11 protein-coding genes and 1 pseudogene are annotated in these 17,065 nt (G+C 63.3%); 4 read left to right on the top strand and 8 right to left on the bottom strand.

All coding sequences use genetic code 11. From position 1 onward, the window contains the following. Positions 1–24: 24 nt before the first annotated feature. Positions 25–1,284, bottom strand: a complete 1,260-nt coding sequence (locus ABIE49_RS24620; RefSeq protein WP_192736977.1) for a nitrate/nitrite transporter — start codon at positions 1,282–1,284, stop codon at positions 25–27. A gap of 508 nt (positions 1,285–1,792) precedes the next feature. On the opposite strand from ABIE49_RS24620, the gene nirB reads away from it, so the two are divergent. The 3 genes from nirB to ABIE49_RS24635 are packed head-to-tail and all read left to right on the top strand — an operon-like array spanning position 1,793 to position 7,272. Then, on the top strand, positions 1,793–4,252 hold the full coding sequence (gene nirB, locus ABIE49_RS24625; protein WP_192737202.1) for a nitrite reductase large subunit NirB: 2,460 nt from the start codon (positions 1,793–1,795) through the stop codon (positions 4,250–4,252). An 11-nt stretch (positions 4,253–4,263) separates the two neighbouring features. Further along, entirely contained in the window at positions 4,264–4,599 is a 336-nt protein-coding gene (gene nirD, locus ABIE49_RS24630) for a nitrite reductase small subunit NirD (protein ID WP_192736978.1), read from the top strand. 12 nt (positions 4,600–4,611) lie between these two features. After that, positions 4,612–7,272, top strand: a complete 2,661-nt coding sequence (locus tag ABIE49_RS24635) for a nitrate reductase (RefSeq protein WP_192736979.1) — start codon at positions 4,612–4,614, stop codon at positions 7,270–7,272. A gap of 18 nt (positions 7,273–7,290) precedes the next feature. Here the strand turns inward: ABIE49_RS24635 and ABIE49_RS24640 are convergent, their stop codons facing one another. Continuing rightward, the gene (locus ABIE49_RS24640; RefSeq protein ID WP_192736980.1) at positions 7,291–8,469 is read right to left on the bottom strand and encodes a cupin domain-containing protein; all 1,179 of its coding nucleotides are present in this window, start codon (positions 8,467–8,469) and stop codon (positions 7,291–7,293) included. Positions 8,470–8,792: 323 nt separating this feature from the next. Between ABIE49_RS24640 and ABIE49_RS24645 the strand changes: the two genes are divergently transcribed. Further along, positions 8,793–10,052, top strand: coding sequence for an adenylate/guanylate cyclase domain-containing protein (locus tag ABIE49_RS24645; RefSeq protein WP_192736981.1), 1,260 nt, complete (start codon positions 8,793–8,795; stop codon positions 10,050–10,052). A gap of 88 nt (positions 10,053–10,140) precedes the next feature. On the opposite strand, the gene ABIE49_RS24650 is transcribed toward ABIE49_RS24645, so the two are convergent. The 6 genes and pseudogenes from ABIE49_RS24650 to ABIE49_RS24675 form a co-directional block, all read right to left on the bottom strand. Continuing rightward, positions 10,141–11,112, bottom strand: coding sequence for an ABC transporter ATP-binding protein (locus ABIE49_RS24650; RefSeq protein WP_192736982.1), 972 nt, complete (start codon positions 11,110–11,112; stop codon positions 10,141–10,143). Continuing rightward, positions 11,109–12,146: an ABC transporter ATP-binding protein gene (locus tag ABIE49_RS24655; protein ID WP_192736983.1), complete on the bottom strand. Its 1,038-nt coding sequence runs from the start codon at positions 12,144–12,146 to the stop codon at positions 11,109–11,111. The genes ABIE49_RS24650 and ABIE49_RS24655 overlap by 4 nt, the downstream gene beginning before the upstream one ends. Continuing rightward, on the bottom strand, positions 12,146–13,087 hold the full coding sequence (locus ABIE49_RS24660; protein WP_192736984.1) for an ABC transporter permease: 942 nt from the start codon (positions 13,085–13,087) through the stop codon (positions 12,146–12,148). The genes ABIE49_RS24655 and ABIE49_RS24660 overlap by 1 nt, the downstream gene beginning before the upstream one ends. Further along, the gene (locus ABIE49_RS24665) at positions 13,053–14,012 is read right to left on the bottom strand and encodes an ABC transporter permease (protein WP_192736985.1); all 960 of its coding nucleotides are present in this window, start codon (positions 14,010–14,012) and stop codon (positions 13,053–13,055) included. The genes ABIE49_RS24660 and ABIE49_RS24665 overlap by 35 nt, the downstream gene beginning before the upstream one ends. A gap of 49 nt (positions 14,013–14,061) precedes the next feature. Further along, positions 14,062–15,853, bottom strand: a pseudogene (locus tag ABIE49_RS24670) (peptide ABC transporter substrate-binding protein). Between the two features lie 267 nt (positions 15,854–16,120). Then, the gene (locus ABIE49_RS24675) at positions 16,121–17,065 is read right to left on the bottom strand and encodes a hypothetical protein (RefSeq protein WP_192736987.1); all 945 of its coding nucleotides are present in this window, start codon (positions 17,063–17,065) and stop codon (positions 16,121–16,123) included.

A 17,065-nucleotide genomic window follows, 5' to 3' on the forward strand; every position in this document is an offset into this window, starting at 1 on the left:
CCGAGCCCTTGGAAGCGCGCGGCGTCAGACCCGCGCTCCCGATGCAGCGCCCCATGTCGTGCGCCATCGGACCTTGACCATGGCAAGTCCGATAAAGCCAAGCAATGCCAGCGCTCCGAAAAACAGGAAGCCGGCCCCGAAGCCGCCGGTTGCGGCCTTGGCGGTGCCGAGCGCCTGGGCCAGGAAAAAGCCGCCGACGCCTCCGGCGCACCCGACCAGGCCGGTCATCAGGCCGATGTCCTGGCGGAAGCGGAGCGGGATGAGTTGAAACACCGCGCCGTTGCCCATGCCGAGCGCCAGCACGCCGACCGAGAACAGCAGCACCGACAGCCACGCAATGCGCGGCATCTGCAGCAGCGACCAGCCCGCCGCGGTCGGCGCCGCCGGCCCTTCCGGCATGAAGGCGATGACGAGATAAGCCGCGACGACAACCCCGAACAGCACCGACAGCGATCGGATGCCGCCGATGCGGTCGGCAATCAGCCCGCCGACCGGGCGGAAGCCGGAGCCAAAGGCGACGATCAGCGAGACCAGCAGGCCCGCCGCCACGCCGGAGACGTGGTACTGCACGGTGAAATACAGCGGCAGCGCGTTGGCGAGGCCAACGAAACCGCCGAAAGTGATGAAGTAGAAGAACATGAACCAGCGGCTATCAGGGTCGCGCAGCAGCGTGGCATAGGCCTTCAGCGAGATCGGCTTGCGCTCGCCCGGCGCATCCTTGGCCGCGAAGACGTAATATGCGAGCACCAGCACCATCGGAATCAGCAGGAAACCGAACACGGCCTGCCAGCCGAAATGCTCGGCGATCGTCGGTGCGAGCATCGTATCGATGACGACGCCCATATTGCCGGCGCCTGCGATGCCCATCACCACGCCCTGATATTGCGGCGGGTACCAGCGGCTCGCCTGTGGCAAAGCGACGGCGAAGGACGCGCCACCAATGCCGAGCACCAGGCCGAAGATGATGATCGCGAGCTTGCTGTCGAGCCCGTAGCGCCATACCCACGCCGTTGCCGCGGTGACGATGAGCTGCGCGATAATGCCGGTACGCTTGGCGCCGATGATATCAGCGAGGATGCCCATCGGGACACGCAGCAGCGCGCCGGCCAGAACCGGGATGGCCACGAGCGTGAACTTCTCGCTGACCGCGAGGTTCATGTCGTGCGCGATGTAGACCATCAGCGGGCCGAGCGCGACCCAGGCCATGAAACTGATGTCGAAGTAAAGAAACGCGGCCAGCAGCGTCGGCCAATGGCCAGCCTTCTTGAACTCAGCAAACTTCATTGCGACAGCCTCGCGATCATGCGGCCGAGCATGCGCACAGGTGCAGCAGGTCTCGGCACATCTGATGGAATGTGGTGAAAGCGAGAGCCGTACTCGTCATTGAGACGGTCTCGATTGGTTCTAAAGGCAGCAATAACCGTGCCATTCGATTGCGAGCGGCACTTTGCCTTTAATCGCAACGCGTTGACCGCTATTCCACCGCCAGGGAATAAGACCCGGTCTGCTGCCGCGGGCAGCAAACCGCGCCACTGAAACGCGCAGGGTGGTGCTTTTTTGTGCGGTGCGCATAAACGCCCGAATTCGCAGCAGTCGATAAAGCTATTGATATCGCTCGCGGAATCGCTGCGCCCGAGTTGGCACGCGTTTTGTATTCAAGCAGATATCGATCGTCATTGATGATGGTCAGCTGCCCGCGGATGGGCTCCTCAAAACTCCCAACCTCTATTCAACCGATCGACGGCGCATGTCGCGTCGACGCGCGGTGTCGTCGGAATGCGAAAGGCAGATCATGCTCGAGAAAGTAAGCAGGCAGAAGCTGGTGGTGATCGGCAACGGCATGGCCGGCATCCGCACAGTGGAAACGCTGCTGGAGCGTGCGCCTGATCTTTACGACATCACGGTGTTCGGTTCCGAGCCTTACGGCAATTACAATCGTATCCTGCTGTCGCCGGTCCTCTCCGGCGAGAAGTCTGTCGACGACATCATGCTCAACACCGAGCAATGGTACGACGACAACGGCATCACGCTGCGCAAGGGCGAGACGATCGTCATGATCGACCGGCGCACCTGCGAAGTCGTCACCGCCACGGGCTCGCGCGTCGCTTATGACAGGCTGCTGATCGCGACCGGCTCCAATCCGATCATGTTGCCGCTTCCCGGCAAGGACCTCCCCGGCGTCATCGGCTTTCGGGATATCCAGGATGTCGAGCGCATGGTTGAAGCCTCGACGAGCCATCCGAACGCCGTCGTGATCGGTGGAGGCTTGCTCGGCCTCGAGGCCGCCAACGGGTTGATGAAGCGCGGCATGAACGTCACCGTCGTGCATCTGCTCGACTGCCTGATGGAACGCCAGCTAGATCCCGTTGCAAGCGGAATGCTGCGCAAGTCGCTGGAAGAGCGCGGCATGGTGTTCAAGATGCCGGCGCAGACGCAGGCCATCCTGGGCGAGGACCGCGTCACCGGCGTGCGCTTTGCCGATGGCGTGGAGCTTCCGGCCGACCTGGTCGTGATGGCCGTCGGCATCCGCCCGAACATCGAGCTCGCGCAGAAGGCGGGCATCCATTGCGAGCGTGGCATTGTCGTCTCCGACACCATGCAGACCTATGACGGGCGCATCTACGCGGTCGGCGAATGCGTGCAGCACCGTCGCCAGACCTACGGTCTGGTCGCGCCGCTGTTCGATCAGGCCAAGGTTTGCGCCAATCAGCTCGCCATGAAGGGCTTTGCCAGCTATTCGGGCTCGGTGGTCTCGACCAAGCTGAAGGTGACGGGCATCGACCTGTTCTCCGCCGGCGATTTCGCGCCCGGCGCCGACAAGGAAGAAGTCGTGATGCAGGACGCCGCGCGCGGCGTCTACAAGCGGATCGTCCTGCGCGACAAGAAAATCGTCGGCGCCGTGCTTTACGGCGATACGGTCGACGGGCCCTGGTATTTCCAGCATCTGCGCGACGGCACCGATATCTCGCAGATGCGCGAGCGCCTGGTGTTCGGCGCCGCCAATCTTGGCGACGGCGGCCACGCCGGCCAGAATTCGGTCGCCGCGATGGGCGACGAGGCGGAGATCTGCGGCTGCAACGGCGTCTGCAAGGGCACCATCGTCAAGGCGATCGCCGAAAAGAAGCTGTTCACGATCGATGACGTGCGCGCCCACACCAAGGCATCATCATCATGCGGCTCATGTACCGGCCTCGTCGAGCAAGTGCTCGCCTTCACGCTCGGCGGCGACTATTCGACGGCGCCGAAGGTCAAGCCGATGTGCAAGTGCACCGATCACAGCCATGACGACGCGCGCCGCGTCATCGTCGAGCAGCAGCTGAAGACCATTCCCGATGTCATGAAGTTCATGGATTGGAAGACCGCCAACGGCTGCCACTCCTGCCGGCCGGCACTGAACTATTATTTGCTCGCCACCTGGCCCGGCGAATATCGCGACGACCAGCAGTCGCGTTACATCAACGAACGCGTCCATGCCAACATCCAGAAGGACGGCACCTATTCGGTGGTGCCGCGGATGTGGGGCGGCGTGACCACGCCGAACGAATTGCGCGCAATCGCCGACGTCGCCGACAAGTTCAAGATTCCGACTGTCAAGGTCACCGGCGGCCAGCGCATCGATCTGCTCGGCGTCAAGAAGGAGGATCTGCCCGCGGTATGGGCCGACCTCAACGACGCCGGCATGGTGTCAGGGCATGCCTACGCCAAGGGGCTGCGCACGGTGAAGACCTGCGTCGGCTCGGAATGGTGCCGCTTCGGCACCCAGGACTCGACCGGGCTCGGCATCAAGATCGAACGATTCATGTGGGGGTCCTGGGCCCCGGCCAAGGTGAAGATGGCGGTATCGGGTTGTCCGCGCAACTGCGCCGAATCGACTTGCAAGGACGTCGGCGTGATCTGCGTCGATTCCGGATACGAGATCCATTTCGCCGGCGCCGCCGGCCTTCACATCAAGGGAACCGAATTCCTCGCCAAGGTGGCGAGCGAGGAGGAGACGCTGGAGTTGATCGCGGCACTGACGCAGCTCTATCGCGAGCAGGGCTGGTATCTGGAGCGGATGTACAAGTGGTGCGATCGTGTTGGTCTCGATGCCATCCGCAAGCAGGTGGTCGATGATCTCACCAACCGCAAAGCGCTGTACGACCGCTTCGTGTATTCGCAGCAGTTCTCGCAAAGCGATCCATGGGCGGAGCGCGCCCAACGCGGTGTCGATCGCAACGAGTTCGCGCCGATGGCGGAACTGGAACTCGCATGACCGGAGCTCGTATGACACGGTGGATTGAAATCGGAGCCCTGGATCAGATTCCGCGCCTCGGCGCCCGCGTGGTGCGCACGGCGTCGGGAAACATCGCCGTATTCCGGACCGAAGACGACGAGGTGTTCGCGCTCGACGACCGCTGCCCGCACAAGGGTGGGCCGCTGTCGCAAGGCATCGTGCACAACAAGCGCGTCACCTGTCCCTTGCACAATTTCGTCATCGAGCTTGCGAACGGCGAGGCGGTCGCTCCCGACGAGGGATGCGCGCACTCGTATCCGGCCAAGGTGGAGAACGGCACCGTGTGGCTGTCCGTTCGTGAGGCAGTCACCGCTTCCGCCGATTGAGGGTAACGACGCGTGCCAGTCAAGACGACATGTCCCTATTGCGGCGTCGGCTGCGGCGTCGTGGCCGACAGGGATCAGGCGGGGGCGGTCACGGTCCGGGGTGATCCGGTGCATCCGGCAAATTTCGGGCGGCTGTGCGCGAAGGGATCGGCGCTGGCTGAAACAATCGATCTGGAAGGACGCCTGCTCGAGCCGATGGTCGACGGCCAGGCTGCGACCTGGGATGCCGCGCTCGGCCATGTCGCCGATGGATTCGGCAAGGCGATCCGGGAGCACGGGCCGGATTCCGTGGCGTTCTACGTCTCGGGCCAGCTTCTCACCGAGGACTACTACGTCGTCAACAAGCTCGCGAAGGGCTTTGTCGGCACCGCCAATATCGATACCAATTCGCGGCTGTGCATGGCCTCCAGCGTGGTGGGTCACAAGCGCGCCTTCGGCAGCGACACCGTTCCGGGTTGCTATGAAGATCTGGAACTGGCCGACCTGCTGGTTCTGGTCGGATCCAATGCCGCCTGGTGCCATCCCATCCTCCACCAGCGCATGCTGGCGGCGAAGGCGAGAAATCCCGCTTGCCGCATCGTCGTCATCGACCCGCGCCGGACGGCGACCTGCGAGGGTGCCGATCTGCATTTGCCGGTTCGTTCCGGCAGCGACTCCGTTTTGTTCAACGGATTGCTGGCCTATCTTGCGAAGAACAAGGCGGCCGATGGCGCGTTCGTCGGCGATTTCACCACCGGCGCCGAGGCCGCGCTGGCGCAGGTCGCCGGCCAGACCGTGGCGCACACGGCTGATGTCTGCGGGCTGACGGGCGCTGCAGTCGAGCAGTTTTTCAGCTGGTTCGCCAAAACCGAGCGCGTCGTCACGCTCTATTCCCAGGGCATCAATCAGTCGAGCAGCGGCGTCGACAAGGTCAATGCGATCATCAACTGCCATTTGCTGACCGGCCGGATCGGAAAGCCCGGCATGGGGCCGTTCTCGCTCACCGGCCAGCCCAATGCGATGGGCGGACGCGAAGTCGGTGGTCTCGCCAATCAGCTCGCCGCCCATATGGAGATCGAGAACCCGCGCCATCGCGAACTCGTGCAGCGGTTCTGGCGCTCGCCGGTGATTGCGGACAAGACCGGGCTCAAGGCGGTCGAGATGTTCGACGCGATGGCTGCCGGCCGGATCAAGGCGGTCTGGATCATGTCCACCAATCCGCTGGTCAGCCTGCCGGATGTTACGCGCGCACGCGCCGCGCTGGACGCCTGTGATCTCGTCGTGGTGTCGGATTGCATGCGCCACACCGACACCACGCGTCACGGCCATGTGCTGCTGCCCGCGACCGCGTGGGGCGAGAAGGACGGCACCGTCACCAATTCCGAACGCCGCATCTCCCGGCAACGGCCGTTCATGCCCGCGCCCGGCGCCGCGCGCCCGGATTGGCGGACCGTCTGCGACGTCGCCCGCCGCATGGGATTTTCGGGCTTCGACTACACGAGCGTCGCCGAGATCTTTCGGGAGCACGCCAGCCTCTCCGGCTTTGAGAATAATGGCGCGCGGGATTTCGACCTTTCCGCCTTGAGCACGCTCGATGATCGCGCTTACGAGACGCTGGCCCCGGTACAATGGCCGGTGACGCGGGATTATCCGACCGGCACGCAGCGGCTGTTCGAGACCGGAGGCTTCTTCACCCCCGATCGCAAGGCGCGCTTTATTCCGGTTGTGCCGCGCCCGCCCAAGAACCCGACCAGCCGCGAGCACCCCCTGATTCTCAACACCGGCCGGATTCGCGACCAGTGGCACACCATGACGCGGACCGGGAAATCGCCGCGGCTGATGATGCACATGTTCGAACCCTGTGCGGAATTCCACCCCGAGGATGCGCGCAAGGCCGGTATCGAAGATGGCGCGCTCGCCCGGCTGACCAGTCCCTGGGGCCAGATGGTGGCGCGCGTGACCGTCACCGCCGAACAGCGGCGCGGCTGCGTGTTCGTGCCGATGCACTGGAATGGCGAGTATGCCGGCGACGGCCTGATCAACGCGCTGGTCAATCCCGCGACCGACCCGATATCCGGACAGCCGGAATCCAAGCATACGCCCGTGAAGGCCGAGCCCTATCTGCCGAAATGGCATGCCTTCATTCTAAGCCGTTACGAGATCGAACGCCCGGAGAAGGGGTACTGGGTTTCCGGACGGGCGGGAACGTGCTGGCGCATGGAGCTGGCGATCGAGGAACGGCCGGCGAGCTGGCGCGATTGGGCGCGCGCGCAGCTTCGCGCCGAGCAGGACGACATCGAGTGGCTCGCCTATCGCGATCCGAGCATCGGCCGGTACCGTTACGCGAGCATTCGCGACGGCCGGTTGGAGGGATGCATCTTCATCGCCTCGGACCACAGACTGGTGTCGCGCTCATGGCTGACCAATTTGTTCGCCGAAAACACGCTCTCGCCAAAGGCGCGGATGTCGCTGCTCACAGGGCAGCCGCTGGAAGCCGGGGAAGATATCGGGCCGATCGTCTGCTCGTGCTTCGGCATCGGGCAACGGCAAATCTCCGCCGAGATCAGCAAAGGCGCGAGAAATGTCGAAGCCATTGGTCAACGATTAAAGGCCGGCACCAATTGCGGGGCATGCAAGCCGGAGATCGGCAAGCTGCTCAATGGTGCGCCTGTGCCAAAACCCCTGCCGGCGTGAGCTCCTCCGATTCCCGGCCTATTTGCCCGGTCCATCCTTGCCCGTAACGAACACGTCGCGATGGGGAAACTTTCCGAATAATTCCGGCGGCTGGCTGAAATTGGTGGCGAGCACGTCGGCCGGGTTGGCCGCGATCCATTGTGACAGGTCGATGGTCTCGTAGGTACCGGAATTGAAGCCGATCAGGATGCGCGCGGGCTTGTCGCCGATATTTTCGATCGAGTGCCCATAACCTTGCGGGATATAGCCGACGTCGCCCTGATGCAGCTGCTCGGTCCTGGTGCGCCCATGCGAGCCGAACAGGGTGACGCTGACCGTGCCGTCCAGCACGTACTGCCACTCGTCGGCGTTCGGATGCCAGTGCAGTGTCCGCATCGCGCCGGGATCGAGATCGAGCACGACGCCGGTAATGGTTTTCGCAATCGGAAAGCGGCTTGAATCCACACGCCATTCGCGGCCGCCCCGAAAGGTGCCGGTCGGCGTCTGCGCCAGCAGGCGGTATTTGTGCGTTTGCGGCGGCAGCTTCCAGCCCTGCAGCGGCACCGACGGCTCCGCGGGTGGCGGCTTGCCGCGGGCAAAATACACTTCTTCCTTTGGGAGGTTGTCGAACGCCGATTCCGGCACGCCAAAGTTTTTCGCCAGCAGCGCTTTCGGGATGTGCCCGATCCAGTCGGTGATGCTGAAGGTGCCGAACTCGGAAAAATAGCCGTTGTCGAAGACCAGGATGAAATGGCAGGGCTTGTCACCAAGGCACTGCAGCATGTGGCCGTGGCCGCGGGGAAAGTACCAGACGTCGCCCGGGTCGAAGTCGTTGGTCTCCGCAAAGCCGTTGGGATCGACGACGGTGGTGCGAACGCGCCCCTCGAACACGAACGCCCATTCGGCCGCGGTGGCGTGCCAGTGCATCTCGCGCATCGCGCCGGGCTCGAGCCGCATCGAAACCCCGGCAATTCCCTTGGAGATCGGCAGCTGCGTGACGGTAGCTTCCTTGCCGTAGCTGTTGCCGATCACCTTGCCGGCGGATTTCTCCAGCGCGAACTTGAACGTCGGCAGGTCCTTTCCCGACACTGCGGGATCGGGGACATTGTTCATGAAGCTGGGATCGCCGGCGACCGCCGCCTGCGTTCCGGCCAGCGTTGCCATCGAGGCGATGGCGGCGGCGGCAGCGAGAAACTCCCGGCGGTGCGGATCGGACATGTTGGTCTCCTTGGTGGGCGAAAAAATCCTCCGGCGGGCGGCCATGCGGTCTCCCGTGCCGGCACGGGCTAGCCGATCTCACGGGATCATGCTGGCGGCCTGACATCACGTCCAGCCTATGCAGTCCGCTCGCGGCGCAACCCGGACCCGGCGAATGCCCATATCGGCTAAGCATGTTGCTACCGCGCTCTTCCCATCGCTCGTCTTCCAGTCGTAATGTGCTAGTTTGAGCTAACAGGGATAGGTCCGGGAGCTATTTGACGCGTAGCCGGCTCTTGTATCGCGACTAGACTTGATGACCCGGCTAACGCGAAGGGCTTGTCATGAACCAGACGATGCCAGCCAACGAGTCCGGACGCCTAGTCGCGCTGACAAATTACGCAATCCTCGACACGCTTCCGGAAGCCGGTTTCGACGAAATCACCGAACTGGCGGCGCAGATCTGCGGCTGCCCCGCCGCGCTGGTCAGCTTCGTCGACGCCTCGCGGCAATGGATCAAGGCGAAGTATGGTCCGCTTCCAGCAGAGCTTTCCGAATGCCCGCGGGAAATTTCGATTTGCACGGCCACGATCTGCAACAATGACATCCTCTACGTTCCCGACCTGATAAAGGATCAAAGGTTCAATACCAGCCCGCTGGTGACGGGCGATATGCACATCCGCTTCTACTGCGGCGTTCCACTCATCACGCAGGATGGCCATGCGCTGGGCACTTTGTGCGTGATCGCCTTCGAGCCGCGAGAGCTTACCTTCGAGCAGCAGGAGGCCCTCAGACGACTGGCACGGCAGACGATGGTTCATCTCGAATTGCGCCGGCAATTGCTCGTGCGCAACGAGATGCTGCGCGAGTTGGAGCGGGCGCGCGACCTCGCAATTGCCGGGCAAGCCGAATCGGACAAACTGCTCCTGAACATCCTGCCGTCATCCATTGCAGCCGAGCTCAAGGCAAATGACCGCGTTCAGCCGCGCTTCTTCGACTCTGCAACGGTGATGCTGATCGATTTCACCGGCTTCACCCGACTGGTCGAGACCATGGAGCCGGCGAGCGTCATTGACCAGCTCGACCAGCACTTCACCGTGTTCGACGACATCATGGCCAAGCATCGCCTGGAAAAACTCAAGACGATCGGGGATGCCTATCTCGCCGTTGGCGGCGTGCCGGAGCCCAACCGCTCGCACGCCGTCGATGCCGCATTGGCTGCGCTGCAGGTCATCGATCACCTGGCCAGGATCAATCGGCAACGCGAGAAGCTGCACCTGCCGGCGTGGCACGTGAGGATTGGAATCAATACCGGACCAGTCATCGCCGGGGTCGTCGGGAAACACAAATTTACCTACGATATCTGGGGGAATACCGTGAATATAGCGCAGCGGGTCGAGGCTGCCGGCGTTCCCGGTCGCATCAGCATCGCCGAATCGACCTGGCAGCACATCAAGACGCGCTTCGATACCGACGCCCGTGGCGCCGTCGAAGTGAAGCACCAGGGTTTGGTGAACATGCATTACCTCAACCGCATCAGGCCCGAGTTTTCCTCTGATCCAGCCGGGGTAATACCAAGCGACCGGTTCTGGAAACAGGAATGAACGAGCGCTTTGCGCCGCCGCCCGACGTCCGGGAAGGGGGCCATCGCCGGAGCATCTCGAAGGAACAGCGCGCCGTGCAGGCTAGCCATCAACGGAAATGGCAGGCAACCCAGTGGCCGTCGGCGCTTTGCTTGAGCGGTGGGGCCTCGCTCTTGCATAGCGGAAACTGCGCGATCGGGCATCTGGTGTGAAAGTGACAGCCGGTCGGCGGCGAAATCGGGTTCGGCACTTCGCCCGACAGACGGACGCGCTGTCGCTTCACTTTCGGATCCGGTATCGGCACCGCCGACAGCAGCGCCTCGGTGTAGGGGTGCCGCGGCGAGGCATAGAGTTCGTGGGCCGACGCCATCTCGACAATGCGCCCGAGATACATCACCGCGATGCGCTTGGAGATATGCTCGACGACGGCGAGATCATGGGCGATGAAGAGATAGGCGAGCCCGAATTTTTCCTGCAGATCTTCAAGCAGGTTGATGACCTGGGCCTGGATCGAAACGTCAAGCGCCGAGACCGGCTCGTCGCAGATGATCAGCTTGGGCTCGACCGCAAGCGCCCGCGCGATGCCGATGCGCTGGCGCTGGCCGCCGGAGAATTCGTTGGGATAGCGCGTCATATGGTCCGCGCGCAGGCCGACGGTCTCCAGCAGATCCACCACGCGCTCTTCGAACTGCTGTTTGGTTTTGGTCAACTGATGGATGATCAGCGCTTCGCCGACGATCGCGCCCACATTCATGCGCGGATTGAGCGACGCATAGGGGTCCTGAAAGATGATCTGGATGTCGCGGCGCAGGATGCGAAGGTCGTCGGCCTTGAGCGAACGGACATCCTTGCCGTCGAAATGGATTTCGCCCGAACTCGGTTCGATGAGGCGAAGCACGCAGCGGCCGGTGGTCGACTTGCCGCAGCCGGATTCGCCGACCAGGCCAAGTGTTTCGCCGCGGTCGACGTGAAAATCGACGCCGTCGACCGCATGTACGCTGGCGACTTGACCGCTGAACAGCCCGCCCTTGAGCGGAAATTCCTTGGTCAGTTTAGCGACCTTGAGCAGCGGCTCGCTCATTGAACCACCGTCGCTTCGGCGTGGATGCAGGCCACCTTGTGGCCGGGTTCGAGCTCGCGCAAGGCAGGCTGCGCGCGCACGCATTCATCGGTGGCAAAACCGCAGCGCGGCGCGAAGCGGCAGCCCTGCGGCGGGTTGATCAGCTTCGGCACCGTGCCGGCGATGGTCTGCAGCCGGGCCTTGCGGCCGCCGCCCCTGTCGACGCGCGGGATCGAGCGGATCAGGCCCTGCGTATAGGGATGGCGCGGGTTGGCAAACAGCTGCTCGACCGCGGCTTCCTCCACCACCTTGCCCGCATACATCACCACCACGCGCTGGGCGACTTCGGCGACGACACCCATGGCGTGGGTGATCAGCATGATCGACATGCCGAGGCGCGATTTCATGTCCTGCAGCAGATCGAGGATCTGCGCCTGGATCGTGACGTCGAGCGCCGTGGTCGGCTCGTCCGCGATCAAGAGCTTCGGATGGCACGACAGCGCCATCGCGATCATCACGCGCTGCCGCATGCCGCCGGAAAACTGGTGCGGGTAGTCGTTGACGCGGCGCGCCGGGTTCGGGATCTGGACCAGCGCCAGCATGTCGATGGTCCGCTCCAGCACGGCGCGGCGCCCTAAGCCCTCATGCAGGGCGATCACTTCGCCGATCTGATCGCCGATGGTGTAGACCGGATTGAGCGAGGTCATCGGCTCCTGGAACACGATGGCGATTTCCTTGGCGCGAATCTGGTTCATCTCGTCCGCCGCCATCGGCACCAGGTCGCGGCCCTGCCACAGGATCTGCCCGCCGGCGATCCGCCCGGGCGGCATTGCGATCAGCTTGAGCACGGAAAGCGCAGTGACCGTCTTGCCGCAACCGGACTCGCCGACCACGCAGACCGTCTCCCCGCGCCGAACGGCAATATCGACGCCGTCGACCGCCTGCACAATGCCGTCATCGGTCGCAAAATGCGTCTTCAAGCCCCTGATGTCGAGCATCGGCGCTTCGTCGATCGGCTTCGCACCCACGCTCGCGGTATCCTCCGGACGCAACATTACATGACTCTCCGGGGGTCGAGCGCGTCGCGCAATCCGTCGCCGATGAAATTGATGGTGAGCACGGTCAGGAAGATCGCGGCGCCCGCGAACAGCGCCCAATGCGGCGCGATGTCGAGATAATCCTTGGCGTCGAACAACAGCCGGCCCCAGGTCGGGATGTCAGGCGGAAAGCCGAGGCCGAGAAACGACAGTGTCGATTCCGCGATGATCGCCGCCGCGACGTCGATGGTGCCGGCCACGATCACAGGCCCGAGCGAGTTCGGCAGGATGTGCCTGATTACCAGCCGCGGCGTGGTGGCGCCGAGCGCGCGCGCCGCCTCGACGAACTCCTTTTCGCGCAGCGACAGGAACTGCGCGCGCACCAATCGCGCCACCGGCATCCAGCGAAACGCGCCGATCACGAGCACGATCAGGATGAAGACGCCGCCCTCGGGGCCGACCCAGTTCTTGAGAAAATCCCGGAACAGATAGATCACCAATAGCAGCAGCGGCAGTTGCGGCAGCGCCAGGAACAGATCGGTGATCCACATCAGCGCGGCGTCGACGCTGCCGCGGGAGATGCCCGAGATCGCCCCGATCAGCACGCCGACGACGATAGCCACCGCCATCGCCGCGAACCCGACCGCCAGCGAAATGCGTCCGCCATACAGCATGCGCGCCAGCAGGTCCTGGCCGAGATCGTCGGTGCCGAACGGGTGATCCCACGACGGGTGAGCGAGCCGCGCGGTGAAATCGATTTCGTTGATCGGTATCCGCCAGATCAGCGGTCCGAACAGAACGGCCGCGGTCAGCAACGTCAAAATGCCGATGCTCACCACCGCCATGCGATGGCGGCGAAATTTTCGCCACACCTCATAGCCGGGCGAAATGTGGCGCGGGCGTCCCTCGAGCGGAACGACGACGTCAGCGATAGGAGATGCGTGGGTCGAGCCAGCCATAGATGATATCGGCCAATAGGTTGAAGACGACGACGAGACAGGCAAACACGAAGGTCACCGCCATGATGACCGGCGTGTCGTTGGCGAGGATGGCGCTGATCAGCAGTGAACCAATGCCGGGGATGCGGAAGATCTGTTCGGTGACGATGGCGCCGCCGAACACCGCCGGCATCTGCAGCGCGACCAGCGTCACCACGGGGATCAAGGCGTTGCGCACCACGTGCTTGATGACGACCTTGCCTTCATTGAGGCCCTTCGAGCGTGCCGTCGTGACATAATCGAGCCTGATGACGTCGAGCACCGCCGAGCGGACGTAGCGGGTATAGGAGGCGGCCTGAAACAGGCCGAGCACCGAGATCGGCATGATCGCCTGCTTGAAATATTCCCAGTGCCAGAGCCAGCCGGTAGCCGGGATATCGACCCGGTAGACGAACGGCAGCCAGCCGAGATTGATGCTGAAGATCAGGATCAGCAGCAGCCCGGTGAAGAAAGTCGGCAGCGAGAAGCCGATGAAGGCAAAGGTGTTGGCGATCTGGTCGAAGATCGAATAGGGGCGCATCGCCGCATAGACGCCGACCGGCAACGCCACTGCCAATGCCAGGATCTGCGACGAGCCGACCACGAACAGCGTGGTCGGCACGCGTTGCAGGATCAGCTGGTCGACGTTGATGCGGCTGGCGAACGAAAAGCCCCAGTCGCCCTGCAGCATCGCGGCGAGCCAGCGCAAATAGCGGATGAAGATCGGATCGTCGATCCCGAACTTCACCCGCAGCGCCTCCCGGACTTCGGGCGGCACATTGGAGTTGGTCGCAAGTTCGCCGAACGGGTCGCCCGGCGCCAGCGCCAGCAGCACAAAGAGAATGAGGCTGATGCCGAGCAGGCTGGGCAGGGCGATGATCAGGCGCCGGAGGATGTATTTTCCCATGGTCGTCCTGCCACCGCCCGTTCAGATCTTGCGCATCGTAAATCGCACCTCAGGCCTCGCGGTACCAGTTCGCGATCTGCCATAGATCGTTGTCCCAGCCGCTGAGCGGTACCGCCAGATTGCCGGCGACGGCCGAGACCTTCGGCCGGCGGAGCAGGGGCTGGATGTAGTTGTCGGTCACGACGAGGTCGTTGAGCTTGATGAACATCGCGGCCCGCTTCACGGCGTCGAGTTCGCCCTCGGCCTGCTTGTAAATCTCGTCATATTCCTTGTTCTGCCAGCGCGAGACGTTGCGGCCCTGCCATTTGTTTTCCTTGTTGGAGGCCCGCCACGACAGGTACTGGTTCATGAAGAACCCGGGGTCGGGCTGCGTCATGGTGGTGTTGTACATCTGCGCATCGCAATAGAAATGCGTGTAGGTGTCGGGATTGGCGGCGTCGGAGGAGAAGAACACCGATGCCACCACCGACTTCAGCTCGACGTCGATGCCCGCCTTCTGGCACGCCTGCTTGATGATGGCCTGCGTCTTCTGCCGGGGCGCGTTGATCGAGGTCTGGTAGACGAACCGCAGCGGCTTGCCGTCCTTGGCGCGAATGCCGTCGCCGCCTTTTTTCCAGCCGGCGGCCTCCAGGATCGCGTTGGCCTTCTCGATGTTGAACTCGAATTTGGTGTTTTTCGAGCGGACCTTTGCCGGGGCGTTGAGGAAGTTTGCGGTGGCGCTCGCCGTCCGGCCGTAGATGAACTTCTCGATCGAGGCGCGATCGATCAGCAGGTTGATGGCCTGGCGAACCGCCGGGTCGCTGAACAGCGGATGCTTGGTCTTGACGCTGGCGCGCTCGCCGTCGACCTCCGCCGCCGGATCGGTCGAGTTGAGCATGATGAATTCGATATTGCCGGTCTCGACGATGCTGACCTTGCCCTTGCCGGCGCCTTCCAGCTTGGTCAGGATTTCATCTTCCACCTGCATGTTCCAGGCATAATCATATTCCCCGGTCTGCAGCACCGCGCGCGCGGCCGACACCGCGTCGCCGCCGCCCTTGATCTCGATGTTGTCGAAATACGGCCGGTTGGGCATGTGGTAGTTCGGATTGAGCTTGCCACGGACGATGTCGCCCGGCTTGAAATCGACGAAAACGTAGGGACCGGTACCCACCGGCTTGAGGTTGGCCGGCGCGTCGCGCGACTTGCCGCCGATATAATCGGCAAACAGATGCTTCGGGATGATCATGCCGTAGGTGCCGACAAAGGCGTCGGCCCAGAACGGCGTCGGCTTTGAAAACGTCACGCGGACGGTGAAATCGTCGATCTTGTCGACCTTGGCGTCCTTGTAGCTGGCGATCGAGACCGCGGCGGTCTCGGGATTTCGCGCATATTCCCAGTTGAACACGACGTCATCAGCCGTGAACGGCATGCCGTCATGCCATTTGACGCCCTTTTTCAGCTTCCAGACCACCGAGAGGCCGTCCTCTGTGAGGCCGTTGTTTTTCCTTGCTCGGAATTTCGGCGGCCAGCACCGGGACCAGATTGCCCTCCTGGTCCCATCCGGCCAGCGGCTCGTAAAAGACGCGGGCGCCGTCCTGGTCCTTGGTGCCGACGGCGAAATGCGGGTTGAGCAGGGTGACCGCCTGCCAGTACAGGATTTTCAGAAGCCCGCCGCCGCCGGCCTTGGTCGGCTTGTAGGGGATCGCGGTCTGGGCCATCGCCACCCCGGATTGGGCCAGCATCATGCCGGCCATCGGCGCGGTCAGGCCGACGGCGATCATCTGCTGGACAAAGGACCGCCGCGACAAGCGTCCGGTCTTGACGTCTGCAATGAGATCTCGAAGTTCCCGTTCTTGCATCGGATTGACTCCTCGGCTGGTGCTGAATGCCTGACTTGCGCCCCCTGGCGCCCCCGCCGCCGCGGGGGCTGGACCCAAATGATTGGATCGCCAAGGAAATGGATCAGGTTAGTACCAGCCTGTCAAAGCAGGAACCGGGCCACGCTTCGCCAAAACCGTCTTGACCAAAAGTCCGGCTTGACCCGGCTGACCAGGCGAACGGCTACGCCAAACGACCGGCTATCCGCCGCAGCCACGCTGGTTCGTTGGGAAAAGCGGCGTCCGCGATTAATTGCGGTGGTGCACCATGACCGGATCAAGCCCGGCAACGACCGCCGGCGCCTGCGACGAAATGCTCGCGACGGGCGCCGGGGTGCGATAGCGCGGCAGATGATCCTCGAGCGAATAGAACACGCACAGCGCCAGGCTCGACCAGACCGCAAGGCTGAAATACAGCGACATCCAGGCAATCTCTTCCTTCCACTCGGCAATGTCGTGCGTCACGATCCAGCGCGTGCGCACGTCGCGCAGACCCTCGAGCGGGTGCAGCAGCGGATTGCCGTCGGCGACATCGGCCCGCCAACGGTTCAGATACATCGGCACGTCCACGGTCATCAGGAACGCCAGATAGAACGCGATCCCGACGATCGTGACGACCAGGATCGCGCGCACCGCGCCGTCGAACTCCGGCAGCAGGCGGCAGAGGCCGACGCCGATGATGAAGAAGACGACGGCCCAGATCGAATTCTCGATCGCGTTATTCAGATACTTGGTGGTCAGCACTGCGTGCCATGAGTAGCACTCGGCGATCACGATCAGCGGCACGATCACCCAGGCGGCGTTCACGGTGGTGTCCGCGCCTGTCATGGTGCCGAGCTGGTGCAGGATAACAGCCCATTGTGCCGCGAAAGCGATCTCGGCCACGGTCGCGACCGAGCGGCCGACGAACACGCTCGACAGCCATGTGTCGAACAGGCAGATCCGCTGCACGTCGGCGCGCGGCAGGATCGAGCGGAAGGCGCAGCCGAACACATAAGCGGCGCTGAGCGCGAGCATCAGCTCCACGCCGGACGCGCTGGCTGGACTTCCGATCGGCTGTCCGTGGAGCTGGCGGTACAGCACGAACCAAACCGCGATATTGGCGCCGCTGACCAGCGTCAGCATGCCCCACCACCGGATCACCGGGTTAGACCAGGCCAGGGAGGCTGGCTGCGCACGCCATTCCAAGCTCAT

This window comes from Bradyrhizobium sp. OAE829 (assembly GCF_040546575.1).
Lineage (GTDB): Bacteria > Pseudomonadota > Alphaproteobacteria > Rhizobiales > Xanthobacteraceae > Bradyrhizobium.

What these genes read in the sequence shown, in the direction of transcription:
- ABIE49_RS24620 (WP_192736977.1), bottom strand. Translation starts at nt 1,284, where the DNA reads ATGAAGTTTGCTGAGTTCAAGAAGGCTGGCCATTGGCCGACGCTGCTG.
- nirB (WP_192737202.1), top strand. Translation starts at nt 1,793, where the DNA reads ATGCTCGAGAAAGTAAGCAGGCAGAAGCTGGTGGTGATCGGCAACGGC.
- nirD (WP_192736978.1), top strand. Translation starts at nt 4,264, where the DNA reads ATGACACGGTGGATTGAAATCGGAGCCCTGGATCAGATTCCGCGCCTC.
- ABIE49_RS24640 (WP_192736980.1), bottom strand. Translation starts at nt 8,469, where the DNA reads ATGTCCGATCCGCACCGCCGGGAGTTTCTCGCTGCCGCCGCCGCCATC.
- ABIE49_RS24645 (WP_192736981.1), top strand. Translation starts at nt 8,793, where the DNA reads ATGAACCAGACGATGCCAGCCAACGAGTCCGGACGCCTAGTCGCGCTG.
- ABIE49_RS24650 (WP_192736982.1), bottom strand. Translation starts at nt 11,112, where the DNA reads ATGAGCGAGCCGCTGCTCAAGGTCGCTAAACTGACCAAGGAATTTCCG.
- ABIE49_RS24655 (WP_192736983.1), bottom strand. Translation starts at nt 12,146, where the DNA reads ATGTTGCGTCCGGAGGATACCGCGAGCGTGGGTGCGAAGCCGATCGAC.
- ABIE49_RS24660 (WP_192736984.1), bottom strand. Translation starts at nt 13,087, where the DNA reads ATGGCTGGCTCGACCCACGCATCTCCTATCGCTGACGTCGTCGTTCCG.
- ABIE49_RS24665 (WP_192736985.1), bottom strand. Translation starts at nt 14,012, where the DNA reads ATGGGAAAATACATCCTCCGGCGCCTGATCATCGCCCTGCCCAGCCTG.
- ABIE49_RS24675 (WP_192736987.1), bottom strand. Translation starts at nt 17,065, where the DNA reads ATGAGCTTGGAATGGCGTGCGCAGCCAGCCTCCCTGGCCTGGTCTAAC.